This is a genomic window from Aeromonas sp. s5 (assembly GCF_040907865.1).
In the GTDB taxonomy this organism is placed as follows: Bacteria; Pseudomonadota; Gammaproteobacteria; order Enterobacterales; family Aeromonadaceae; genus Aeromonas; species Aeromonas dhakensis.
Genome location: NZ_JBFOCO010000011.1, coordinates 64,131 through 86,719 on the forward strand (window position 1 = coordinate 64,131; position 22,589 = coordinate 86,719).

At 59.8% G+C, this 22,589-nt stretch carries 23 protein-coding genes; 16 read left to right on the forward strand and 7 right to left on the reverse strand.

Annotation, left to right across the window (positions count from 1 at the left end; genetic code table 11):
* The first annotated feature begins 21 nt into the window (after nt 1-21).
* The 9 genes from AB5Y94_RS08120 (at nt 22) to AB5Y94_RS08160 (ending at nt 6,774) form a co-directional block, all read left to right on the forward strand.
* A complete protein-coding gene (locus tag AB5Y94_RS08120; protein WP_017778614.1) occupies nt 22-1,110 on the forward strand; it encodes a LysM peptidoglycan-binding domain-containing protein in 1,089 nt (362 codons plus the stop codon).
* Between the two features lies 1 nt (nt 1,111).
* Nucleotides 1,112-2,227 (forward strand): DNA-processing protein DprA, encoded by a 1,116-nt coding sequence (gene dprA / locus AB5Y94_RS08125; RefSeq protein ID WP_368205329.1) that lies wholly within the window; start codon nt 1,112-1,114, stop codon nt 2,225-2,227.
* Nucleotides 2,220-2,693, forward strand: a complete 474-nt coding sequence (locus AB5Y94_RS08130) for a DUF494 family protein (protein ID WP_005307774.1) — start codon at nt 2,220-2,222, stop codon at nt 2,691-2,693. The genes dprA and AB5Y94_RS08130 overlap by 8 nt, the downstream gene beginning before the upstream one ends.
* Nucleotides 2,694-2,748: 55 nt before the next feature.
* Nucleotides 2,749-3,306, forward strand: coding sequence for a type I DNA topoisomerase (locus AB5Y94_RS08135; RefSeq protein ID WP_065017232.1), 558 nt, complete (start codon nt 2,749-2,751; stop codon nt 3,304-3,306).
* A gap of 74 nt (nt 3,307-3,380) precedes the next feature.
* Complete coding sequence (gene purE, locus AB5Y94_RS08140) at nt 3,381-3,884, forward strand: 5-(carboxyamino)imidazole ribonucleotide mutase (RefSeq protein WP_005307779.1); 504 nt, start codon at nt 3,381-3,383, stop codon at nt 3,882-3,884.
* A 133-nt stretch (nt 3,885-4,017) separates the two neighbouring features.
* The gene (locus AB5Y94_RS08145) at nt 4,018-4,578 is read left to right on the forward strand and encodes a Sua5/YciO/YrdC/YwlC family protein (RefSeq protein ID WP_005307782.1); all 561 of its coding nucleotides are present in this window, start codon (nt 4,018-4,020) and stop codon (nt 4,576-4,578) included.
* Nucleotides 4,579-4,684: 106 nt separating this feature from the next.
* Nucleotides 4,685-5,593: an oxygen-dependent coproporphyrinogen oxidase gene (gene hemF, locus AB5Y94_RS08150; RefSeq protein WP_005307785.1), complete on the forward strand. Its 909-nt coding sequence runs from the start codon at nt 4,685-4,687 to the stop codon at nt 5,591-5,593.
* Nucleotides 5,594-5,695: 102 nt separating this feature from the next.
* On the forward strand, nt 5,696-6,517 hold the full coding sequence (gene aroE / locus AB5Y94_RS08155) for a shikimate dehydrogenase (RefSeq protein ID WP_368205330.1): 822 nt from the start codon (nt 5,696-5,698) through the stop codon (nt 6,515-6,517).
* Nucleotides 6,514-6,774, forward strand: coding sequence for a DUF1488 domain-containing protein (locus AB5Y94_RS08160; protein WP_005307791.1), 261 nt, complete (start codon nt 6,514-6,516; stop codon nt 6,772-6,774). Before aroE ends, AB5Y94_RS08160 begins: the two co-directional genes overlap by 4 nt.
* A 790-nt stretch (nt 6,775-7,564) precedes the next feature.
* On the opposite strand, the gene yihA is transcribed toward AB5Y94_RS08160, so the two are convergent.
* Nucleotides 7,565-8,215: a ribosome biogenesis GTP-binding protein YihA/YsxC gene (gene yihA, locus AB5Y94_RS08165; protein WP_005307794.1), complete on the reverse strand. Its 651-nt coding sequence runs from the start codon at nt 8,213-8,215 to the stop codon at nt 7,565-7,567.
* A gap of 142 nt (nt 8,216-8,357) precedes the next feature.
* On the opposite strand from yihA, the gene AB5Y94_RS08170 reads away from it, so the two are divergent.
* The 4 genes from AB5Y94_RS08170 to hemN all read left to right on the forward strand — a co-directional run bounded on the left by AB5Y94_RS08170 (nt 8,358) and on the right by hemN (nt 12,235).
* Nucleotides 8,358-8,975, forward strand: a complete 618-nt coding sequence (locus AB5Y94_RS08170; RefSeq protein WP_005307797.1) for a cytochrome c — start codon at nt 8,358-8,360, stop codon at nt 8,973-8,975.
* Between the two features lie 829 nt (nt 8,976-9,804).
* Nucleotides 9,805-10,383, forward strand: a complete 579-nt coding sequence (gene yihI / locus AB5Y94_RS08175) for a Der GTPase-activating protein YihI (RefSeq protein WP_005307800.1) — start codon at nt 9,805-9,807, stop codon at nt 10,381-10,383.
* Nucleotides 10,384-10,394: 11 nt separating this feature from the next.
* On the forward strand, nt 10,395-10,835 hold the full coding sequence (locus tag AB5Y94_RS08180) for a DUF2489 domain-containing protein (protein ID WP_005307801.1): 441 nt from the start codon (nt 10,395-10,397) through the stop codon (nt 10,833-10,835).
* 26 nt (nt 10,836-10,861) lie between these two features.
* Nucleotides 10,862-12,235: an oxygen-independent coproporphyrinogen III oxidase gene (gene hemN, locus AB5Y94_RS08185; RefSeq protein ID WP_368205331.1), complete on the forward strand. Its 1,374-nt coding sequence runs from the start codon at nt 10,862-10,864 to the stop codon at nt 12,233-12,235.
* Between the two features lie 68 nt (nt 12,236-12,303).
* Here hemN and add read toward each other — a convergent pair whose 3' ends face one another.
* The 5 genes from add to glnA form a co-directional block, all read right to left on the reverse strand.
* Entirely contained in the window at nt 12,304-13,305 is a 1,002-nt protein-coding gene (gene add / locus AB5Y94_RS08190) for an adenosine deaminase (protein ID WP_368205332.1), read from the reverse strand.
* Between the two features lie 141 nt (nt 13,306-13,446).
* Nucleotides 13,447-14,865 carry a nitrogen regulation protein NR(I) gene (gene glnG / locus AB5Y94_RS08195; RefSeq protein ID WP_005307804.1) on the reverse strand — a complete coding sequence of 473 codons (1,419 nt, stop codon included), beginning with the start codon at nt 14,863-14,865 and terminating at the stop codon, nt 13,447-13,449.
* Between the two features lie 9 nt (nt 14,866-14,874).
* Nucleotides 14,875-15,930, reverse strand: a complete 1,056-nt coding sequence (gene glnL, locus AB5Y94_RS08200; RefSeq protein WP_368205333.1) for a nitrogen regulation protein NR(II) — start codon at nt 15,928-15,930, stop codon at nt 14,875-14,877.
* 80 nt (nt 15,931-16,010) lie between these two features.
* Complete coding sequence (locus AB5Y94_RS08205) at nt 16,011-16,592, reverse strand: DUF4124 domain-containing protein (protein WP_005307806.1); 582 nt, start codon at nt 16,590-16,592, stop codon at nt 16,011-16,013.
* 91 nt (nt 16,593-16,683) lie between these two features.
* Nucleotides 16,684-18,093, reverse strand: coding sequence for a glutamate--ammonia ligase (gene glnA / locus AB5Y94_RS08210; RefSeq protein WP_005307807.1), 1,410 nt, complete (start codon nt 18,091-18,093; stop codon nt 16,684-16,686).
* A gap of 352 nt (nt 18,094-18,445) precedes the next feature.
* On the opposite strand from glnA, the gene typA reads away from it, so the two are divergent.
* The 3 genes from typA to dtd all read left to right on the forward strand — a co-directional run bounded on the left by typA (nt 18,446) and on the right by dtd (nt 21,818).
* The gene (gene typA, locus AB5Y94_RS08215) at nt 18,446-20,257 is read left to right on the forward strand and encodes a translational GTPase TypA (RefSeq protein WP_005307808.1); all 1,812 of its coding nucleotides are present in this window, start codon (nt 18,446-18,448) and stop codon (nt 20,255-20,257) included.
* 170 nt (nt 20,258-20,427) lie between these two features.
* On the forward strand, nt 20,428-21,300 hold the full coding sequence (locus tag AB5Y94_RS08220; protein ID WP_017766237.1) for a virulence factor BrkB family protein: 873 nt from the start codon (nt 20,428-20,430) through the stop codon (nt 21,298-21,300).
* Nucleotides 21,301-21,380: 80 nt separating this feature from the next.
* Nucleotides 21,381-21,818, forward strand: coding sequence for a D-aminoacyl-tRNA deacylase (dtd, locus tag AB5Y94_RS08225; RefSeq protein ID WP_054543880.1), 438 nt, complete (start codon nt 21,381-21,383; stop codon nt 21,816-21,818).
* Here dtd and AB5Y94_RS08230 read toward each other — a convergent pair.
* A complete protein-coding gene (locus AB5Y94_RS08230; protein WP_005307819.1) occupies nt 21,807-22,484 on the reverse strand; it encodes a spermidine synthase in 678 nt (225 codons plus the stop codon). The genes dtd and AB5Y94_RS08230 overlap by 12 nt on opposite strands.
* Nucleotides 22,485-22,589: the final 105 nt, after the last annotated feature.

Here is a 22,589-nt window from a genome sequence, read left to right on the forward strand (position 1 = left end):
GCAGAAGTAACAGGGAGTGTTATGTATCTGAAGCAAACCATCCTCGCCTGCCTGTTGGCCACGTTGAGCCAGGGAGCTCAGGCCGACCAGCTCAAACTGAAGGCAGGCTATCCCGAGACCTATGTGGTGCAAAAAGGCGACACCCTCTGGGATATTTCCGGCCAGTATCTGGCAGAGCCCTGGCTCTGGCCAAGGCTCTGGAACATCAACCCGCAGATTGCCAATCCCCACTGGATCTACCCGGGTGACGTGCTGCACCTGAGCTGGGTCAACGGCGAGCCACGGCTCGGCAAGGCGACCCAGGGCGGCAAGCAGGTGATCCGCCTCTCTCCCAAGAGCCGCTACGAGAACAAGGCCAATCCCATTCCAACCCTGCCGCTCAGCGAGATAGGCCCCTTCCTGCAGACCGACCATATTCTGGCAAACAGCCAGCAGGCGAAGCAGTTGCCCTACGTGCTCGGCAATGATGAGGCCCATATCGGCATGCTGGAGGGCGATACCCTCTACGTGCAGGGTTCGCTGATCCCGGGCCAGGATTACGGCATCTACCACCCTGGCGCCATCTACAAGGATCGGAAAACCGGCGAGCAACTTGGGCAGGAGGCGGTCTTCGTCGGTACGGCCAGGGCGGAGGCCCTGCTGCCGGATGGTCGTACCCGGGTCACCCTCAGCCACAGCAAGCGGGAAGTGTATCAGGGAGACAAGCTGATGCCGTTCCCGCCGCAGGAGAGCCTCTCCGCCGTGTTTACACCCAAGGCGGCCCCCGTCATCTCGCCCGGCTATATCGTCGATCTGCCGAGCAAGGCCCGGGGCGGCGGCAAGTTCGATGTCGTGCTCATCAACAAGGGTCTGCGGGATCAGGTGGCGCCCGGCGATGTGCTGGAGATCCTGCGACCCGGGACCCGGCTGGTGAGCAAGAATGGCAAGGTCGCCTATCGGGAGTACTCTTCCGTCTATGACAAGGCCTTCTATTCTGCCGGCAAACCACCGCTCCCCTCGGAGGCGGTGGCGCGGGTCATGCTGTTCAAGGTGTATGACAAGTTGAGCTACGGGCTGATCCTGCAAAGCCAGAACATGGTCGGCACCGGCTATCAGGTCAGCAACTTCTGACGTGACGCTTCCATCCGGGCGACTCGCGCTGTGGCTGACACTGGATGCCGTCACCGGTATCGGCCCGGTCACTGCCGCTCGTCTGCTCGCCCATTTCGGCGGCGACATCACTGCCCTGTTCGACTCGGAAGACGGCACCTTGCGAGAACTGGGTCTGCAAAGTGCCCAGATCCGGCAGATGCGATGGCCTCTGCCGATGGTCGAACAGGGGCTGAGCTGGGCAGCCGAGCCCGGCAATCACCTTCTCTGCCCCGACGATCCCGCCTATCCACCTCTGCTCAAGGAGATCCCAGCCGCCCCTCTGTTGCTCTACTGCCGCGGCAATCTGGCGGCTTTGTCTGTTCCCCAGCTGGCGATGGTCGGCACGCGCCACCCGACCTATGCCGGCAAGGACAATGCGGCCCGCCTCTGCAGCGAGCTGGTCGGGTACGGATTGGCCATTACCTCAGGTCTGGCACTTGGCATCGACGGGATTTGTCATCAACAGGCGCTGACAAACGGGGGGATCACCCTGGCAGTGCTGGGTTCCGGGCTCGACAGCCTCTACCCAAAGCGTCATCAGGGGCTGGCAGAGCAGATCCTGGCGCAGGATGGTGTGCTCATCTCCGAGCTGGTGCCCGACAAGGGGCCGCTGGCGGAACACTTTCCACGGCGCAATCGCATCATCAGCGGCCTGTCGCTGGGAACCCTGGTGGTGGAGGCTGCCGAGCAGAGCGGTTCGCTCATCACGGCCCGTTACGCGCTAGAACAGGGACGGGATGTCTTCGCCGTGCCGGGGGCACCGCAGAACGGGCAGGCGCTGGGCTGCAACAAATTAATCCAGCAGGGGGCCAAACTTGTGTTGAACGCGGCCGATATAGTGGAAGAGCTGCCGGGATTCTGTGCCCTGAGCCATCAAGGGACGGATATGTCTGAGCAGCAGCATAATAGCGAATTGCCTTATGCCGATTTGTTGGATAACGTAGATTACGAGACCACGAGCGTGGATACCGTTGCCGAGCGGACCCAGCTTCCTGTCGAAGTGGTATTGGGCAGGTTGGTTGAGCTGGAGCTGGCCGGAGCAGTGATGGCGGTAGCCGGTGGATACGTCAGAGCGAGGAGGGCGAATCATGTTTGATGTACTGATGTACCTTTTCGAGACCTACATCCACAGCGATGCAGATGTGACGGTCGAACAGAACGAACTCACCGATGAACTGAGCCGCGCCGGTTTCGACAAGGAGGAGATCGAGAAGGCACTCGACTGGCTGGAAAGATTGGCCAACCTGCACGACAGCGAGCGGGAGGTCTATGTGGCCGCCAGCACGCAAGGCTCGATGCGCATCTATGCCCCGCAAGAACTGGCCCGTCTAAGCACCGAGTGCCGCGGCTTCCTGCTGTTTCTGGAGCAGGCCCAGGTGCTCAACGCCGAAACCCGCGAAATCTGCATCGAGCGTCTGCTCGAGCTGGACAAGCCGGATATCGAGCTGGATGACCTGAAGTGGGTGGTCATGATGGTGCTCTTCAACGTTCCCGGCAGTGAAAACGCCTACCAGCAGATGGAAGAGCTGGTGTTTGACGAGTCAGATGGCGTCATCCACTGACAGCCCGCAGCCGCGCTGGTAGAATCCGGATCATCTGGATTTCAAGGCGCGGCCCATGTCAAAGATCGATCACCACCTCTTTTCTGCCCACGAGCATGCGCTTGACCGTGAGCCATGCCCGCAGTGTGGTGCCGAGCTGGTGATCCGCCAGGGCAAGCACGGCCCTTTTCTGGGCTGTTCCGCCTACCCCGCCTGCGACTTCATTCGCTCCCTGACCCCCTCCGGCCGTGACATCGAGAAAGTGCTCGAGGGGTCTGCCTGTCCGGACTGCGGTCAGCCGCTGGCGATCAAGAAGGGGCGCTATGGGTTGTTCGTGGGCTGTACCCAATATCCGGCCTGCCAGCACATCGAATCCCTGCAGGAGAGTGACGATACCCAGGTACTCTGTCCCGAGTGCGGCAAGGGTCATCTGATCAGCCGTACCTCGCGTTATGGCAAGCAGTTCTACTCCTGCGACGGATATCCCCACTGCAAATACGTCGTCAATGACAAGCCGGTTGCCATGCCTTGTCCGCAGTGCGGCTGGGGCATCATGGTGGAGAAAAAGGTGCGGGGGAGTGTGCGCTGGATCTGTCCGCAAAAGAAATGCGGCCACCAGAGCGAGCGGGTATAATCGCGCCGCCTTGAGCGAATTGAAACGTTTTCGGCAACCTTCCACCCCCCACTTGGAGTAAGGAAATTCCCGCCATGACTAAACCTTTCGTTGCCGTATTGATGGGCTCTGATTCCGATTTTCCCGTGATGCAGACCACTCTTGAGGTTCTCAAGTCGTTCGACATCGCGGTGGAAGTGAAGGTGACTTCCGCACACCGTACCCCGGCGGCGACCCACCAGTACGTAACCGATGCCGAAGCCCGTGGCTGCAAGGTCTTTATCTGCGCCGCCGGTCTGGCCGCTCATCTGGCAGGTGCCGTGGCTGGCATCACTACGCGTCCCGTGATCGGCGTGCCCATTGATGGTGGCCCGCTCAAGGGGCTGGATGCCCTGCTCTCCACCGTGCAGATGCCGGGTGGTGTGCCGGTGGCAACCGTGGCTATCGGTAAAGCCGGTGCCAAAAATGCCGGCTATCTGGCAGCCCAGATGCTGGCGGTGGCCGATGATGAACTGGCGGCCAAGGTTCGGGCCGAGCGCCAGAAGAATGCCGACGAGGTGCTGGCCAAGGATGCCGCCCTGCAGGCTCAACTCAAGTAAGCCCCGAGACGGCAACCACGGTCAGCCTCGCTCTCTGTTGTTGGCAGGGGGATGAAGGGGGCTGCGGTGGTTGCCACCCTGCGGGGTCAACCTTAATTGATGATGAGGCGACAGCCCGGCTGTCGCATTTTTTATGTCCAAAGAATTTGAACTTGCTGTTGCCGCACTCCAGCACGATGGGGTGATTGCCTACGCTACCGAAGCGGTTTTTGGCCTGGGATGTGACCCCGATTCCGAAGCGGCGGTACAACGCCTGCTGGCGATCAAGCAACGACCGGTAGAGAAAGGGTTGATCCTGATTGCCGCCGATCTGGCCCAGCTGCAGGATTACATCGATTTGGACCAGCTCACCAGCGAGCAGCTGGCCAGGGTGGAGGCCAGCTGGCCCGGTCCCTTTACCTGGATCATGCCGGCTCGTCCCGATACGCCGGCCTGGCTGACCGGACAATTTGACACCCTGGCCGTGCGCGTCACGGCACATCCACAGGTACAGGCGCTGTGTCGTGCTTTTGGCAAGCCGCTGGTCTCCACCAGTGCCAATCTGACTGGCGAGGAGCCTGCCCGCCGGCTGGCCGACATCGGCGAATTGCTGGCCAGCCAGCTGGCCTATATCCTGCCCGGCGAGGTGGGGGGGCAGGCCAACCCATCCGAGATCAAGGATGCCAGAACCGGTGCCGTCATTCGCCCCTCCTGAGCGGCGTTGGTGACGAGGTCTGGTGGCTATGCGGACGGGCGGAGTGCCGGTTCGAGGACATCACAATAATAGGGTCAGGCGACGATCCTGGCTGACTGGAGACAAGATGAGCAAACCGGATGTAGCCCAGGTCAAGGCCTTCCTGCTGCAGTTGCAGGACGACATCTGCCGTGGACTGGAGCAGGCTGACGGTGCCGGGCACTTTGTGGAGGATGCCTGGCAGCGTGAGGGGGGCGGCGGTGGCCGTACCCGGGTGCTGCGCCATGGCGCCGTGATCGAACAGGGGGGAGTCAACTTCTCCCATGTTTATGGCGATGCCATGCCGGCTTCCGCCACGGCCCATCGCCCCGAGTTGGCCGGCCGCAGGTTCGAGGCCATGGGGGTGTCGCTGGTGATCCATCCACACAACCCCTACGTGCCGACCAGCCATGCCAACGTGCGCTTCTTCATCGCCGAAAAAGAGGGGGAGGCGCCCATCTGGTGGTTCGGAGGGGGCTTCGATCTGACGCCCTTCTATCCGTTCGAAGAGGACGTTCGGCACTGGCATCAGGTTTCCCACGACCTCTGCCAGCCGTTTGGCGATGACATCTATCCCGAGTTCAAAGCCTGGTGCGATCGCTACTTCTTCCTCAAGCATAGAGGCGAGACCCGTGGTGTCGGCGGTCTCTTCTTCGACGATCTCAATCGCTGGCCGTTTGACGACAGTTTTGCCTTCATGCGAGCGGTGGGTGAAGGCTACCTCGCCGCCTATCTGCCGATTGTCGAGCGACGTAAAGGAGATGCCTATGGCGAGCGGGAGCGGGAGTTCCAGTTATATCGCCGCGGTCGCTACGTGGAGTTCAATCTGGTGTACGACCGCGGTACCCTGTTCGGTCTGCAGACGGGGGGGCGTACCGAGTCGATCCTGATGTCGATGCCGCCACTGGCCCGCTGGGAGTATGACTGGCAACCGGCGGCTGGCAGCCCGGAGGCGCAGCTCTACACCGACTATCTCAAGCCGCGTGAGTGGCTGTGAAGCAAGGGGCCATCGCGGCCCCTTCTTGTTGCCGATATTCGACTTGTTCCCGCGGGGGAAAACCCGTTAAATCGGGAGATTGCCCTCTAAAGGAACGCCTTGATGGATCGTTATCTGGTTTTTGGCCACCCGGTGCGCCACAGCAAATCCCCCTTCATTCATACCCTCTTTGCCCGGCAGACCCAGCAAGAGCTGGAATATGGTCTGGCCGAGCCGGCAGTCGAGGAGTTCGCCACCGCATTGAGTGCCTTCTTTGCCCAGGGCGGCAAAGGGTGCAACGTCACAGTCCCCTTCAAGGAGCAGGCATTTGCCCTGGTCGACCGGTTGAGCCCCAGGGCCAAACGGGCGGGGGCGGTCAATACCATCAAGTTGACCGATGACGGCGTATTGCTGGGGGACAATACCGATGGGGCCGGGCTGGTGGCTGACCTCAAGTCCCACGGGATGAATTTGGCCGGCAGCAGGATCCTGTTGCTAGGAGCGGGTGGTGCGGCGCGCGGTGCGCTGGCGCCCTTGTTGGCCGAACAGCCGGCCGAAGTGGTGATCGCCAACCGGACCCACGCCCGGGCCGAGCAGCTGGCAGCCGAGTTTGCTGATCTGGGGGCCGTCAGTGCCCAGACTTACCCACAGCTGGTTGGTTCTTTTGATCTGATCATCAACTCCACCTCCGCCAGTCTGCAGGGAGAGCTCCCACCTCTGGATCCTGCCCTGATCCATGCCGACATCGCCATCTACGACATGATGTATGGTGCGACGGATACCCCTTTTATTGGTTGGGCCAGACAACATGGTGCCCGCCAGACCATGGACGGGCTGGGTATGCTGGTGGAACAAGCTGCCGAAGCATTTACCGTGTGGCGCGGAATCCGGCCAGGGACTAAACAGGTATTGAGAGAACTGCAACGCAATCTGGGGACCCTATGAATCAAGGCATCCTGTTTCCCGAGCTGGCGGACTGGCAACCGCATGAACAGCGCATCCATTTTCCCGCCCAGCAGATGGGTGCACTGGTCGACTGCTACATCAGCCGCCGGCGACTGGAAAAAATGACCGGTCTCTCCTTGGCCAGGGAGGAGGACATACTGCGGGCCTTCGAAAGCGTGCGTTTTGACATCGAAGAGATGGCTGAAAAACTCATTGAAGAACAAGAGTTTGCCGAAGATGGTGCAATCTATCTGTGATTTCTACGAGTTTTTTCTCAAAGCAGCGGAACTTGTACCAAGAGACGTGGACTAACTAGATAGTTGAGGAAGTGCTAGCTAGTCACCTTTATAACGCCCCGGTATTCGTACTGGGGATTTTTTTATCTGCATGAAAAGTAAGAAAATTTATGTAATTCATTTTTTGTGAAACTAAATTACATAAATTACTTTCACTTTCTGCTGCTTTGCTATACAGTTAGCAACGTAGGGTACAGAGGTAAGATGTTCTATCTTTCAGACCTTTTATTTCACGTAATTGAATGTGGCTGAATAGCAGCCCCGGTGAGTCATCATCGGGGCGTTTTTTTATGGGTTGCGTTTAGAGTAAATGCTTTAATGTCGGTGAATATTTGTTAGAATGAAAGGGCTTCTTGAGGAAAAACTAGTCGTCTTTGTTCTCAAGATTTAGCTTCTTCCCAATTTTTGAACTGATTGTTTAAGGCCGGTACTGCATCTGCAGTATCGGCCTCATTTTTATCCCTCCGCCACAGAAAATGTAATTAAATTTCATTTTGGTACTTATTAAGCGATATCGCCGCTTTTCCTCTGCATGAATTTGAAAACGTTGCCAATGGGATGAAAAGTTAATTGTTATATAAAATTAACTGTTTATCCCATTGATCAATATGGTTATTCAGATTTTTGGAGGGAAGTAAGCCAAGCGTGGATGGAGGGCAGAGAAGGGGACTCACAGGCTGAAAGCCTTTCAATCAGCGGAGGAGCCGCTCCGCCAATTGCATGGTTGCTTGCCGCGTCAACAAGAGGGGAGCTATTCCTCGATCGACTCTTGTTCGTCGTCAATCACCTCATCAGCGCCAGCCTGATACCAGCCGGTTAGCGTCTGGGCCAGCTTTTCCACCCCGATGTTGTTCAGCGAGGAGAAGGCTTCCACCTGGATATGCGGGCCCAGTGCCGCCACGGCCTGGCGTACCTTGATGACCTGATTGTTGCGCGGGCCCGGGCTCAGCTTGTCGGCCTTGGTCAGCAGCAGCATGACAGGCAGTGCGCGGTGGGCGCTCCACTCCAGCATGTTCATGTCGGTATCTTTGAGCGGGTGACGGATGTCCATCAGGATCACCAGCCCTTTCAAGGACTCGCGACGCTGCAGATATTCAGCCAGGGACTTTTGCCACTTAAGCTTCATTTCCAGCGGAACTTGCGCATAACCGTAACCTGGCAGATCGACCAGACGCTTGCCCGGCTCCAGCTCGAACAGGTTGATCAACTGGGTGCGACCCGGGGTCTTACTGGTACGCGCCAGGTTCTTGTGCTTGGTCAAGGTATTCAATGCAGATGACTTACCGGCGTTGGAACGGCCGGCAAACGCAATCTCGACACCCCCATCATTTGGCAGGTGACGGATGTCGGGTGCGCTGGTCACAAAATGCACCTTATTGAAATTCAGAGTTTGTGTATCCAACGTAAATTCCCCATAGAGATAGAGGGTTATAGAGTTACTTTTTTGTGAAATCGTGTAAAATGGCGTCGCTTAAACGCGTTTATTTTAACATGCCTTCAGCGGCATGGGATCTGGAAGCCTAATAACGAGAAGTTGGAACGCCATGAAGAACCTAGTCATTACTCTTGCTCTGATGGTTGGCGTAACGGGGATGGCACAAGCCAAGGGCGATGCCGCTGCGGGACAAACCAAGGCTGCCGTTTGCGCGGCCTGTCACGGACCGGACGGAAACAGCCTTGTCGACATGTATCCCAAGATTGCTGGTCAGCACGCATCATATATCAAAAAGCAGTTAGTTGAACTGAAGGCTGCAGCTTCCGGCCAAACTGGTCGGGTTGCTCCCATCATGGGGCCGATGGCGCTTCCCCTGTCCGAGCAGGACATGGAGGACCTGGCTGCCTACTTCTCCAGCCAGAAGGTGACGCCGATCGCCGTGCCCGATGATGCTGTGGCGGCAGGCAAGGCGCTCTACATGGGGGGCGACATGAGCCGCGGTCTGGCTGCCTGTACCGCCTGTCATGGTCCTCGTGGTTCCGGGGTCGAGCAGGCCAAGTATCCAAGCCTCTCCGGCCAGCACCCTGCCTACATCAAGGCTCAACTCACCGCCTTCCGGGCTGCCGCTCGTGACAACGATCCGAACGGCATGATGCGGGATGTGGCCAAGAAGCTGACCGATCAGGATATCGAAGTGCTATCCAAATATGTGGCGGGCCTGCACTGATTGCGGTCGTTTATCCAGCCCGTTGATATTGACGAGGAGCCAGCGGCTCCTCGTTTCTTTTTGGCCTTTAACACCATTTGGCCAATTTTTTCTCGCATTGTTGTAAGAGATCTCCCATTCATGAGCCTGGCCAGGGCTTAAAAAATTCGGGAATAATGCTTAGTAATTCATTAATTTCAATATGTTAAATGACAATAGATGGATTATTTCCGTTTGAAAACGCTCCTGGTGGATTGAGCCACTTTATTAAGTTGATACAGTGGATGCATGGAGTGGCCCGCAGGGCAGTTCACGACAGGGATGACGTGAAAGACAGGATGTCGAGACGGCAGGACGCCACGGAGCCATGCAAGTGGCAGGCAAAGGATTGAAAAACCAGGATGGTGACCGTTCAGGAAGAGCGGGGCTGCGGGAAGCAACCACCCCAGAAGATGACCGGACGTCGTCTGCATGGGTCAGGCAAGCACACGCACATTCAGGATCGACCAATTAAGGTCAGGATGACCACACACAAGATATGATGCGCAGAGGTATCACCACGGACAGGGTGACTTGCAGCCAGGGATGGGACTCGCATAAACATATCAAGGCAGCTTCGGCTGCCTTTTTTCTTTTGGGTCATTAACCCGCCCGGTCATTCTGTGTCAAAATACCAGCAACATGCCCAGAGGATGCCGATCCTGCGGTATTTGGCGGTCATTCATGGCCGGATGGGTGCGGGATCCCACTTTTTGTTTCTCGTCCATCACTCCCGGTATCAGCATCCTCCCCGGCCCACATCAGGCCGGGAACGGGTTTCAATCCAGTTATTTGTCGGAGTCAGTCATTCATGTCGGCTAAACAACCCAATCGCAAGCCCGCCGGTAAGCGCAAAGAATCAGAGGCCAGTGCCCAGGAAGGCCGTGAGCGCAAGCGCGCCGCCAAGCGCAAGGGATTGAAGGCCGGATCCCGCCAGCAAGTTGAGCAGAGCGGCAAGAAAGGCGGTACCAAGCAGGCCAAGGACCCGCGTATCGGTTCCCGCAAGCCCGTCGCGCTGATCGTGGAAGAGAAGGGTGGCAAGCCGGTGGCGCCCAAGCCGGCCAAAGAGAAGAAGCTGGTGATGACCCCTGAGCAGGAGCTGGCCTCCATCGAGAATGATGATCGCCTCAATGACCTGCTGGATCGTCTGGATGCTGGTGAAACCCTGGAAGCGACCGAGCAGGCCTGGGTCGATCAGCGGGTCGATCGCTATCAGGAGCTGATGGACGAGCTTGGCATCATCGACAACGATGATGACGAAGACGACATGGACTTTGATGATGCCGACTTTGACGAGCCGAACCAACCTGCCTCCGAAGAGGAGCTGTGGGATCGTTTCACTCAGGTTGACTATCAGCCGGAGCCCAAGCCTGAGCCGAAGAAAAAGTGATGAGTGGATGGATGCTGGCCGCCTTGTTGGGCGGCCTGATTTTGTTGGGGCTGGCCTTCTATGCCGGTTCCCTGCTGGCCCGTCTCAAGCGCCAGCACGACAGCCAGCAGCAGGCCATCGCGGCCCGCAATGAGCGTATTCTCGAGAGCGTCAGGGTCATCGCCCACGCGGTACGAGACGGCCAGTGCGACTACTCCGAAGGTGCCATCCGGCTGACCAACCTGCTCGATGCACTGCAGATCAAGGGCGGTCGTGCCTTTGCCGGTGAATTTCCGGGTCTGTACGGTCTCTACGAGAAGGTGAAAGAGATGCCGACCCATGAGGCGAGGCGGGCCCTCAAGCGCAATGAAATCATGAAGATGGATCTCGAACGCAGTGGCTATGAGGCCGAGCTGGAGGCGCAGATCCTCAAGGATGTGGCCCGACTGAAGGATTTTCAGTTAAGCCGGTGAGCCAATAACAACAAGAGGAAGCAAGCGTGCAAGCAGAACAGATTGTGTGGGATCAGGCCCTGATCGAAAAATATAATTACAGCGGCCCACGTTATACCTCCTATCCCACTGCGCTGGAGTTCAACGAGGGCTTCGGTTATCCGGACTTTGTCCAGGCCGCGAGCCAGTATCCGGCGCGCAACCTGTCGCTTTACGTGCACATCCCCTTCTGTCACAAGCTCTGCTACTACTGCGGCTGCAACAAGGTGATCACCCGTCACCGCCACAAGGCTGACCAGTACCTCGATTACCTCGAGCAGGAGATCAAGGCACAGGCCCCGCTGTTCAAGCAGCGGCTGGTGACCCAGCTGCACTGGGGCGGCGGCACGCCCACCTATCTGGATGAACCCCAGACCCGCCGACTGATGGCCATGTTGCGGGAGCACTTCCATTTCGCCGAAGAGGGAGAGATCAGCATCGAGGTGGATCCGCGCGAGATCGAACTCTCCATGCTGGACGTGCTGCGGGAAATCGGCTTCAACCGCATCAGCCTCGGCGTGCAGGATTTCAACAAGGAGGTCCAGGTCGCGGTCAACCGCGAGCAGGACAACGACTTCATCCGCGCCATGCTGGAGCGGGCCCGCGAACTGGGTTTTCGTTCCACCAACCTGGATCTCATCTATGGCCTGCCGCACCAGAACCGGGAGAGCTTCCACCACACCCTGGAAGAGGTGCTCAAGACCGACCCGGCGCGCCTCTCCATCTTCAACTATGCCCACCTGCCGAGCCGCTTTGCCGCCCAGCACAAGCTGAAGGAGGCGGACATGCCGGCGCCGCAGGAAAAGCTGGCCATGCTGCAGTACACCATCGCCTTCCTGACTGGCCGCGGTTACCAGTTCATCGGCATGGATCACTTCGCCAAGCCGGACGACGAGCTGGCGGTAGCCCAGCGTGAGGGCAAGCTGCATCGCAACTTCCAGGGCTATACCACCCAGGGGGATTGCGACCTGCTGGGGCTGGGGGTCTCCTCCATCAGCATGATCGGCGATGCCTATTCCCAGAACCAGAAAGAGCTCAAAGCCTACTATGGCCAGGTAGAAACGCTGGGACACGCCCAGTGGAAGGGGTGCTCCCTCAACCGGGACGACCTGATCCGCCGCGAGGTAATCAAGCGCCTTATCTGCGATTTTTCCCTGAACTTTGCCGCCGTCGAGCAGGCCCATGATCTGGTGTTCAATGAGTACTTCGCCGAGGATCTCAAGCTGCTGCAGACCTTCATCGATGACGGCTTGGTGCGCATGACCGAAGAGGGGCTGGAGGTGATCTCCACCGGTCAGCTGCTGATCCGCAACATCTGCATGTGTTTCGATGTTTACCTGCGGAGCAAGGCGCGCCAGCAGCAGTTTTCCCGGGTGATCTAAGCCGGTCGATGCTGTTGGAAAATAAAAAAACCGCCTCTCGGCGGTTTTTTTATTGGGCCTGGCTGTACTCAGCGCTGGGCTGCGCGGGCACTCAGCTCGGCCTTTTCGCTCTCGTTCAGGAAGGCCAGGGTCAGGCCATTCTGCTGGGCGGTGCGGATCTCGCTGGCGGTCATGCCAGCGGCTGGAGCGGCTACTTCATATTCGTGGGGCAGGTCGATCCCCTCTACCGCCGGGTCGTCGGTGTTGAGACAGGCCAGCACGCCGGCGGCCAGGAACTGGCGGATCGGGTGCTCGCTCAGACTCGCCACCGTGGTGGTCTGAATGTTGGAGGTGAGGCAGGATTCGATGCCAATGCGGTGCTCGGCCAGATAGGCCATCAGGGCTGGATCCTGAATTGCCTTGACGCCGTGGCCGATACGCTCGGCCCCCAGCTCGCGAATAGCCTGCCACATGCTTTCGGGGCCAGCGGCTTCACCGGCGTGCACGGTGACGCGCATGCCCGCATCGCGCACCCGGCGGAAGTGCTCGATGAACAGCTCGCCCGGGAAGCCCAGCTCGTCGCCGGCCAGATCGATGGCAACCAGCTTGTCGCGATGAGCCAGACAGGCATCCAGCTCCTGCTTGCACTGCTCGGTGCCGAAGGTACGGCTCATGATGCCGATCAGGTTGGTCTTGATGCCGAAGTCGCGGCTACCGGCCGCCACGCCGTCGATGATGGCTTCGACCACGCCCTGCGGGTGCAGCTTGTGAGCCATCGCCATGTAGGCCGGGCTGAAACGCAGCTCGGCATAGTCGATGCCGGCGCGCAGCAAGTCTTCCACGTTCTCGTAGGCCACCCGGCGGCAGGCATCGTAGTCGGCCAGCACAGCTACGCCCCAGTCCAGTTTCTTCAGGAAGGCGACCAGGCTCGGCTCGTTCTCGACGATCTGCACGTGGGGGCGCAGCGCTTCGAGTTCGTCTGCCGGCAGCCGGATATTGTGCTGACGGCCCAGCTCGAGGATGGACTGCGGACGGATGTTGCCGTCCAGATGGCGGTGCAGGTCGGTCAGGGGAAGAGATCTGTCAATCATGATGGCGCCTTCTTCGAGTCGGGTTGGAAAGCCTGCCATTCTAGGCGGGGCTTCCAAAAAAGATACCCCGTTTGAAATCAAACGGGGTCTTATTGGTCGGCGATTTGCCAAGGCGTGATGGGAATCGTTTTTCCTCGGGACTCAGGAGAGGTCGAGTTCCTTCAGTTTGCGGGTGAGGGTATTGCGTCCCCAACCGAGCAGGCGCGCCGCCTCCTGTTTGTGGCCATGGGTATGGTCCAGCGCGGTTTCCAGCATGATCCGCTCGAACTGGGGCAGGGCATCGGCCAGGATGTCGGTTTCCCCCAGGGCCAGCTTGGCGGCGACCCAATCCTGCAACTGCTGCTGCCAGCCGCCGGACAGCGCCGGCTGGCCCGGCTCGGCGGTGCTGGTGATGGGGGTCAGCAGCTCGGTGGGCAGGTCGCTCACCAGCACCTCCTGCCCCGAGGCCATCACGGTGAGCCAGCGACAGACGTTCTCCAGCTGGCGCACGTTGCCGGGCCAGGGCAGACGGCTGATATAGGCCTGGGTATCCGGATGCAGGCTCTTGGCCTCCACGTTCAGCTCCTTGGCTGCCCGCAGCAGGAAGTGACGGGCCAGTTGGGGAATGTCTTCGCGCCGCTCCTTGAGGGCGGGAATGTGGATGCGGATGACGTTGAGGCGGTGGAACAGGTCTTCCCGAAACTCGCCGTCGGCCACCCGTTTCTCCAGGTTCTGGTGGGTGGCGGCGATGATCCGCACATCCACCTGTACCGGCTGATGGCCACCGACCCGGTAGAACTGGCCGTCGGCCAGCACCCGCAGCAGCCGGGTCTGCACATCCAGCGGCATGTCGCCTATCTCGTCGAGAAACAGGGTGCCGCCGTCGGCCTGTTCGAAGCGGCCGTGGCGGATGTTGTTGGCGCCGGTGAAGGCCCCCTTCTCATGGCCGAACAGTTCCGACTCGATGAGATCTTTCGGGATGGCCGCCATGTTGAGGGCGATGAAGTTCTTGTGGGCGCGTGGGCTGTGCTTGTGCAGGGCGTGGGCGACCAGCTCCTTGCCGGTGCCGCTCTGGCCGTTGATCAGCACCGAGATGCTGGAGCGCGACAGCCGGCCGATGGCGCGGAATACCTCCTGCATGGCCGGCGCCTCGCCGATGATCTCCGGGCTGCTGGCCGGATCCTGCTGGCGTGCCTTGCGCTTGGTGCGCTGCTCCTTGAGGTGATTCTCGGCGCGGCGCACCAGGGTGACCGCCTCGTCGATGTCGAACGGCTTGGGGAGGTATTCGAAGGCGCCGCGCTGGTAGGCGTTGACTGCGCTGTCGAGATCCGAGTGGGCGGTCATGATGATGATGGGCAGGTCGGCCTGGCGGCGATGGATCTGCTCAAGCAGGCTGAGGCCGTCGATGCCGGGCATGCGGATGTCGGAGAGGATCACGTCCGGTGAGCGCATCTCCAGCGAGCTCAGCAGCGCCTCGCCATCGGCGAAGCTCTCGCATTCGAAACCTTCACTGCCGAGGGTGCGCTCCAGCACCCAGCGGATAGAACTGTCGTCATCGACGATCCACACTTTTGCTGTCATGACGTTCCCTTATTTGCGAAGCGGTAGAAAGATGGTGAATTCGGTATGGCCTGGCCAGCTGATGCAGTCGATCCGCCCCTTGTGCTGGTCGATCAGGTTCTGGGCAATGGAGAGGCCGAGCCCTGTGCCCCCCTCCTTGCCGGTGATCATCGGATAGAAGAGGGTGTCGCGGATGGCATCCGGGATGCCGGGGCCGTTGTCGATGATCTTGATCTCGGCCGCCAGCCGGTAGCGCTGGCCGTGGATGGTGATCTGGAACGCGGTGCGGGTCTTGATGCGGATGAGGCCGGTCTGCTCACCGATGGCCTCGGCGGCGTTGCGCACCATGTTGAGAAAGGCCTGCTGCAACTGGTCCGGCTCCATCTCGAACTCCGGGATGCTGGGATCGTAATCCCGCTCGATGCGCACCGTCTGCGGCAGCTCCAGTTCTACCAGCCGGCGCACCTGCTCCAGCACCGAGTGCACATTGTGCATCTGGTGGCGACCGGGCCGCTGGGGGCCTAGCAGCCGGTCGACCAGCACCCGCAGCCGGTCGGCCTGCTCGATGATGATGCCGGTGTACTCGCGCAGGGCGGGGTCGGGCAGCTCCTTTTGCAGCAGCTGGGCCGCGCCGCGCAGACCGCCGAGGGGATTCTTGATCTCGTGGGCCAGGCCGCGTACCAGCTCCTTGGCCGCCTGCTGCTGGGCATGCTGCTGCAACTCCTGGCTGATCTTCTTCTGCTGGTCGATCTTGCGCAGCTCCACCACCATCAGCCGCTGTTCGTGGTCGGCCAGTGGACTGACGCTCATCTCCACCAGTCTGGGCTCCCCTTCCACCACCAGGGTGACTTCGCTGTCGGTGAAGCCCTGCCCCGAACTGAGGCACTGCTTGAGGCGATGCAGATCGAGGGAGATATGTTCCAGCAGATGGGGCAGCTCGATGCCGATCAACCGGCGCTGACTGAGGGAGAGCAGCTGCTCGGCGGCGGGGTTGACGAACTGGATGCAGAGCCGCTCATCCATCAGGATGACGGCAGTCAGCAGGTTGTCGAGCAGTATCCTGGCTTGATCCGGGCGGGTTGGCACTGGTTTCTCCCTAAAACGGTGCTATACACCAGCTATGCACCAATGTGGTGCATTTAGTCTACCCGTATCGAGGCACAGGATCACCCCTTGTTGTTGAGCGGGGTCGCTTTGGGGGCTGAATTGATGCTGGCCCGGTGCAGGTAGAAGGTGACTGCCTTGGATTTAGCAAGGATCGTACCGTCTTTGGCGAGCAGCTCGAGCTGGGCCTCGTGGGCACCCCGATCCAGGTTTTCGACCCGGATGGCGAGGGCATTGTTGACGAGAGGGGCCGCCTTGCCGTCCAGGGTCAGGCGCACGTCATACTGGGTGGGCGGCTGGGGCCTGACCTGGCCCTGGAACACCACGTTGCCTGTGTTGTCGCGCAGGGTGCTGCCCTGTTCCGGGGAGAGCAGTTCGATCACCAGCTTGGCCGCTTCCTTCTCTTTTTTGGCATCGACACCGGTCAGGCTGTTGAAGTTGTCCACCTGGACCGAACGTGGGGCAGTGCCGATGAAGGGGGCGACGCGTAGATCGACCTCCTTGGCCTTCTGTCCCGGGGGCGGTGCATCCGTGTAGTGGACGACCCCCTGGTTGTCGGTCCAGGAGTATACCTTGGCGGCCTGGGCGGCACTGGTGGCCAGCAGCAACAGGCTCAGCATCCATACTGGGTAGGCGGTTTTCATCCATCTCTCCTTGACGGGATTCTGCTTAATCCTATCAGAGAAAAAACCCGCCTGTCGGCGGGTTTGGTCAAGTTCTGAGCTGGGATCCGGATTAAACGGAGTAGTACAGTTCAAATTCCAGCGGGTGCGGGGTCATGCGCACACGGTCAACGTCCTGCTGCTTCAGCTCCAGGTAGGAGTTGATGAAGTCGTCGCTGAACACGCCACCGCGGGTCAGGAACTCGCGATCCGCATCCAGAGCGGCCAGGGCTTCGTCCAGAGAGCCGGCCACGGTCGGCACTTCGGCAGCCTCTTCCGGCGGCAGATCATACAGGTTCTTGTCCATGGCATCGCCCGGATGGATCTTGTTGATGATGCCGTCCAGACCGGCCATCAACTGGGCAGCGAAGGCCAGATACGGGTTGGCAGCCGGATCCGGGAAGCGGACTTCGATGCGGCGCGCTTTCGGGCTCGGCACGACCGGGATACGGATGGAGGCAGAGCGGTTGCGGGCGGAGTAGGCCAGCATGACCGGTGCTTCATAACCCGGTACCAGACGCTTGTAGGAGTTGGTGGTCGGGTTGGCGAAGGCGTTGATGGCCTTGGCGTGCTTGATGATGCCGCCGATGTAGTGCAGCGCCATCTCGGACAGACCGCCGTACAGGTCGCCGGCGAACAGGTTGACGCCGTTCTTGGCCAGAGACTGGTGGCAGTGCATGCCGGAGCCGTTGTCGCCGAACATGGGTTTCGGCATGAAGGTGACGGTCTTGTTGTAGGCGTGGGCCACGTTGTGGATCACGTACTTCAGCACCTGTACTTCGTCAGCCTTCAGGGTGAGGGTGTTGAAGCGGGTGGCGATCTCGTTCTGACCGGCAGTGGCCACTTCGTGGTGGTGAGCCTCAACGACCTGGCCCATCTCTTCCAGCACCAGGCACATGGCGGCGCGGATGTCCTGGGAGGAGTCGACCGGGGCAACCGGGAAGTAACCGCCCTTCACGAACGGACGGTGGCCTTTGTTGCCGTGCTCGTAGTTGGTACCGGAGTTCCAGGCGGCTTCTTCGGATTCGATCTTCACGAAGCTGTGACCCATGGTGTTCGAGAAGGTGATGTTGTCGAACATGAAGAATTCCGGCTCCGGCCCGAACAGCACGGTGTCGGCGATGCCACTGGCTTTCAGGAAGTCTTCGGCACGCTTGGCGATGGAGCGTGGATCGCGGTCGTAACCCTGCATGGTAGCGGGTTCCAGCACGTCACAGACGATGTTCAGGGTGGTCTCTTCGGTGAACGGGTCCAGCTTGGCGGAGGCAGGATCCGGCATCAGCACCATGTCGGATTCGTTGATGCCTTTCCAGCCGCCGATGGAGGAGCCGTCGAACATCTTGCCGTCTTCGAAGAAATCTTCGTCGACCTGGTGGGCAGGGATGGATACGTGCTGCTCTTTACCCTTGGTATCGGTAAAGCGCAGGTCGACAAACTTGACTTCGTGTTCCTGGATCAGGGCCAAAACGTTCTGGGCTGACATGCTAAGTAACCTCCGGTGTTAAAACTCTTAGGGTGAATGCGTCATCACATTCACATAAGCCAGTATCGTGCCAAGTTTGTGACAGCTTGATTTCAGGGCATTTGCGACTACGGGCCTGCCCCGAGACTCGCTATCTCAGCGCGTTACGCCTCAAAGTAGTGCAACCTTGGATCGTTTTGGTGCACTAAAATGGTGCGTGGTATACGGTCGGCCCCTATCTAAGCAGGCTTTGATGAGAAGGTCTATGATCCTGATCCCCTGTTATGCGCGAATGTACTGCAATTCTGCTAGGCAGATCACAAAGGCGAGAGTACAATTAGCGCCCAATTTTACCCGGTGATTTGAGGCGAGAATGTTAGAGAATTTACGCAATATTGCGATTATTGCGCACGTTGACCACGGCAAAACCACGCTGGTGGACAAGCTGCTGCAGCAATCCGGCACTCTGGATCGCACCAGCGAAGGTCAGGAACGGATCATGGACTCCAATGATCTGGAACGGGAACGTGGCATCACCATTCTCGCCAAGAACACTGCGATCCGCTGGAACGACTACCGCATCAACATCGTGGATACCCCGGGTCACGCCGACTTCGGTGGTGAAGTTGAGCGTGTGCTCTCCATGGTTGACTCCGTACTGCTGCTGGTTGACGCCGTTGACGGCCCGATGCCACAGACCCGTTTCGTGACCCAGAAGGCGTTCGCCCAGGGTCTGAAGCCGATCGTGGTCATCAACAAGATCGACCGTCCGGGTGCTCGTCCTGACTGGGTAATGGATCAGGTCTTCGATCTGTTCGACAACCTGGGCGCCACCGATGAGCAACTGGACTTCAAGGTTGTTTACGCCTCTGCACTGAACGGTTGGGCCACCCTGGATCAAGACGTCGAGTCCGAGAACATGGAACCCCTGTTCCAGGCCATCGTCGACAACGTGGAAGCGCCTGCCGCGGACACCGACGGTGCCTTCCAGATGCAGATCTCCCAGCTGGACTACAACTCCTACGTGGGCGTTATCGGTATCGGCCGCATCACCCGTGGTCGCGTCAAGACCAACCAGCAGGTGACCGTAGTGGGTGCCGATGGCAAGACCCGTACCGGCAAAGTTGGCCAGGTGCTGGGCTACCTGGGTCTGTCCCGTACCGAAGTGGCCGATGCGCAAGCTGGCGACATCATCGCCATCACCGGTCTGGGCGAGCTGAAGATTTCCGACACCATCTGCGACAACGGTGCTGTTGAAGCGCTGCCGCCGCTCTCCGTTGACGAGCCGACCGTGAACATGACCTTCCAGGTCAACACCTCTCCGTTCGCCGGTAAAGAGGGCAAGTTCGTGACCTCCCGCAACATCCTGGAGCGTCTGAACCAGGAGCTGGTCCACAACGTGGCCCTGCGTGTGGAAGAGACCGATGATCCGGACAAGTTCCGTGTCTCCGGTCGTGGTGAACTGCACCTCTCCATCCTGATCGAAAACATGCGTCGCGAAGGCTACGAGCTGGCGGTATCCCGTCCGGAAGTTATCCTGCGCACCGTGGACGGCGTTCTGCAAGAACCGTTCGAAACCGTAACCGTGGACGTGGAAGAAGCGCACCAGGGTTCTGTCATGGAGCAACTCGGCCTGCGTAAGGGCGAGATGACCAACATGACCCCGGATGGTAAAGGCCGTGTTCGTCTCGACTTCATGATCCCGAGCCGTGGCCTGATCGGCTTCCAGACCGAGTTCATGACCCTGACCTCAGGTACCGGTCTGCTGTACCACACCTTCGACCACTACGGTCCGCACAAGGGTGGCAGCATCGGTGAGCGTCAGAACGGCGTGCTGATCTCCAACGCTACCGGCAAGGCGCTGACCTATGCCCTGTTCGGTCTGCAAGACCGTGGTCGTCTGTTCATCGGTCACGCGACCGAAGTGTACGAAGGCCAGGTGATCGGTATTCACTCCCGTTCCAACGACCTGACCGTCAACTGCCTGAAGGGCAAACAGCTGACCAACATGCGTGCCTCCGGTACCGACGAAGCCCAGGTGCTGACTCCGCCGATCCGCATGTCTCTGGAACAGGCTCTGGAGTTCATCGACAACGACGAACTGGTTGAAGTCACTCCGAAGAGCATCCGTATCCGCAAGAAGCTGCTGACCGAGCTGGACCGCAAGCGCGCCGGTCGTGCTTGATCCGCTGCATCAGCGATGAAAAGAGGCCTGCGGGCCTCTTTTTTATGGTCGTTTTCCGCAGAAGGAGCCACAGTCGCGCCCGGACGAGTCGCATCTGGCCGGCTCGCGGGTGGTCAAAGGGTGACGGGATCTGACACAATGTCGGCATGATGAAGACATCGGGAAGCACAATGCAGCTGAAATCCGGTGGCCGTCTCGGTCACGCCCTCTCTTTCTTGCGCCATGATGGGCGCCATTTCGCCCAGTTCGTCTGGGGCCGTTTCCAGCAGGACAGGCTGACGGTCACCGCCGGCTATCTGGCCTATGTCACCCTGCTCTCCCTGGTGCCCATGATCGCCGTGGTGTTCGGCATGATGTCGGCTTTTCCGGTGTTCCAGAGCCTGAAGCAGGCGATGGAGCAGTTCGTCTATCACAACTTCGTACCCACCGCCGGCGAGATGCTCAAGGAGTACATCGACGGCTTCGTGGCCAACGCCACCAACACCACGGCAGTCGGTATCGGTGCCCTGATCGTGGTGGCGCTGATGCTGATCTCGGCCATCGACAAGAACCTCAACTACATCTGGCGTTCGACCCGGAGCCGGCCGCTGGCCCAGGCATTCGCCATGTACTGGATGATCCTGACCCTGGGCCCCGTGCTCATCGGGGCCAGCATCGCCATCTCCTCCTATATCTTCTCGCTGCGGCTGTTCGGGGCCGAGAGCCTGTTCGGCATCGGCTACCTGCTGCTGCGCGGCCTGCCATTCCTGTTCTCTGTGCTCACTTTCCTGCTGGTCTATACCGTGGTGCCCAACTGCAAGGTGCGGCTGATGCACGCCTTCATCGGCGCCCTGGTGGCGGCCACCCTGTTCGAGCTGGCCAAGCGTGGTTTTGCCATCTATATCACCAACTTCCCTTCCTATCAGGCCATCTATGGTGCCCTGGCGACCATCCCCATTCTGTTTGTCTGGGTCTACCTGAGCTGGCTGGTGGTCTTGCTTGGCGCGGAAACCACCGCCTGCCTCGGTGAATATGAGCGACCGGGTGCCGATGAGTTGGCCTGACCCGGCCCCTTGCTGTTAGCATCGACGACCGCCCCCATCAGCAGATGGGGGCGGTCGTTTCGTTTTGAGAGGAGAGGGAAGTGATTGCACTGATTCAGCGGGTCAGCGAGGCCAGCGTAACGGTAGAGGGTGAGGTGACCGGGGCCATAGGCCGGGGTCTGCTGGTGCTGCTCGGAGTGGAGCAGGGGGATGACGAGGCCAAGGCCGACAAGCTGCTGCACAAGGTGAGCGGTTACCGCATCTTCTCCGATGAGAATGGCAAGATGAACCTCAACGTTAGCCAGGCCGGCGGCAGCCTGCTGGTGGTCTCCCAGTTCACCCTGGCGGCGGACACCAACAAGGGGATGAGGCCCAGCTTCTCCGGCGGCGCTCATCCGGTCGAGGCCGAGCGGCTGTACGACTACTTCGTGGCGCGGGCCGCCGCCAGCGGCATACCGACTGCCACCGGCCGCTTCGCCGCCGACATGAAGGTGGCGCTGGTCAACGACGGCCCGGTCACCTTCTGGCTACAGGTCTGACGCCAGCGGATCGCGCGGGCTGGTGTGCAGCAGTATGTTGCGCAGCCCTGGCACCGGGTAGGGGGTGGTGGGGCCGACCCACTGCTCCAGCAGCATCAGTACCCGGGTCAGCTCGAGGCGGGTGCGCGGCAGCAGGTTGATGATGAGCTCGCCGTTGAGGCGGGGGGCCAGCGCCTGATAGATGCGCTCCTGGAACAGCAGCGGCGGATTGCCGTCCTGGCTGAACAGATCGAGCAGGATGAGGTCGTACTGCGCCTCGCTCTGCTCCAGAAAGGCGAGGGCATCGGCCTGGTGCAGGGTCGGTGTACGCTGGCTGCCTTGTTCGGGCTGAAAGAACAGTTGATAGAGGGTGATCACCTCTTCATCGAGGTCGACGCACTCGTGGCGGGCATCGGGCCAGCGTCGACGCAGATGGCGAGTGAGATCGCCGCCCCCCAGCCCCAGTTCGAGGATGCTGGCGGCCTGTTCGGGCAGCAGGTAGGCGATCACCTGTTGGTGCGGCAGGCAGAGGGTGGCGGGCTCGGCCAGGGACATGGCCGACTGCACCACGCCGTCGATCTCCAGCCAGCGGTGATGGGCATTTTCCTGCACGGTGAGCCGGCGCTGGGGCTTGGCGCTGAGGTGCAATAAGTGGTCGGCTTGGTACGCTTGCAGATTGAAGTCCATGAATTTGCACGGCAAGATGGTTTTCGACCAGTGTAACTCAAGGATGGAACTATGTACCGGATGGTCACCCCCCAGACGGCAGCCGAGCTGGATGCCCATTATCAA

Coding starts and splice junctions, on each gene's coding strand:
- AB5Y94_RS08120 (WP_017778614.1), top strand. CDS start 22: ATGTATCTGAAGCAAACCATCCTCGCCTGCCTGTTGGCCACGTTGAGC.
- AB5Y94_RS08130 (WP_005307774.1), top strand. CDS start 2,220: ATGTTTGATGTACTGATGTACCTTTTCGAGACCTACATCCACAGCGAT.
- AB5Y94_RS08135 (WP_065017232.1), top strand. CDS start 2,749: ATGTCAAAGATCGATCACCACCTCTTTTCTGCCCACGAGCATGCGCTT.
- purE (WP_005307779.1), top strand. CDS start 3,381: ATGACTAAACCTTTCGTTGCCGTATTGATGGGCTCTGATTCCGATTTT.
- AB5Y94_RS08145 (WP_005307782.1), top strand. CDS start 4,018: ATGTCCAAAGAATTTGAACTTGCTGTTGCCGCACTCCAGCACGATGGG.
- hemF (WP_005307785.1), top strand. CDS start 4,685: ATGAGCAAACCGGATGTAGCCCAGGTCAAGGCCTTCCTGCTGCAGTTG.
- aroE (WP_368205330.1), top strand. CDS start 5,696: ATGGATCGTTATCTGGTTTTTGGCCACCCGGTGCGCCACAGCAAATCC.
- AB5Y94_RS08160 (WP_005307791.1), top strand. CDS start 6,514: ATGAATCAAGGCATCCTGTTTCCCGAGCTGGCGGACTGGCAACCGCAT.
- AB5Y94_RS08170 (WP_005307797.1), top strand. CDS start 8,358: ATGAAGAACCTAGTCATTACTCTTGCTCTGATGGTTGGCGTAACGGGG.
- yihI (WP_005307800.1), top strand. CDS start 9,805: ATGTCGGCTAAACAACCCAATCGCAAGCCCGCCGGTAAGCGCAAAGAA.
- AB5Y94_RS08180 (WP_005307801.1), top strand. CDS start 10,395: ATGCTGGCCGCCTTGTTGGGCGGCCTGATTTTGTTGGGGCTGGCCTTC.
- add (WP_368205332.1), bottom strand. CDS start 13,305: ATGATTGACAGATCTCTTCCCCTGACCGACCTGCACCGCCATCTGGAC.
- glnG (WP_005307804.1), bottom strand. CDS start 14,865: ATGACAGCAAAAGTGTGGATCGTCGATGACGACAGTTCTATCCGCTGG.
- AB5Y94_RS08205 (WP_005307806.1), bottom strand. CDS start 16,592: ATGAAAACCGCCTACCCAGTATGGATGCTGAGCCTGTTGCTGCTGGCC.
- glnA (WP_005307807.1), bottom strand. CDS start 18,093: ATGTCAGCCCAGAACGTTTTGGCCCTGATCCAGGAACACGAAGTCAAG.
- typA (WP_005307808.1), top strand. CDS start 18,446: ATGTTAGAGAATTTACGCAATATTGCGATTATTGCGCACGTTGACCAC.
- AB5Y94_RS08220 (WP_017766237.1), top strand. CDS start 20,428: ATGCAGCTGAAATCCGGTGGCCGTCTCGGTCACGCCCTCTCTTTCTTG.
- AB5Y94_RS08230 (WP_005307819.1), bottom strand. CDS start 22,484: ATGGACTTCAATCTGCAAGCGTACCAAGCCGACCACTTATTGCACCTC.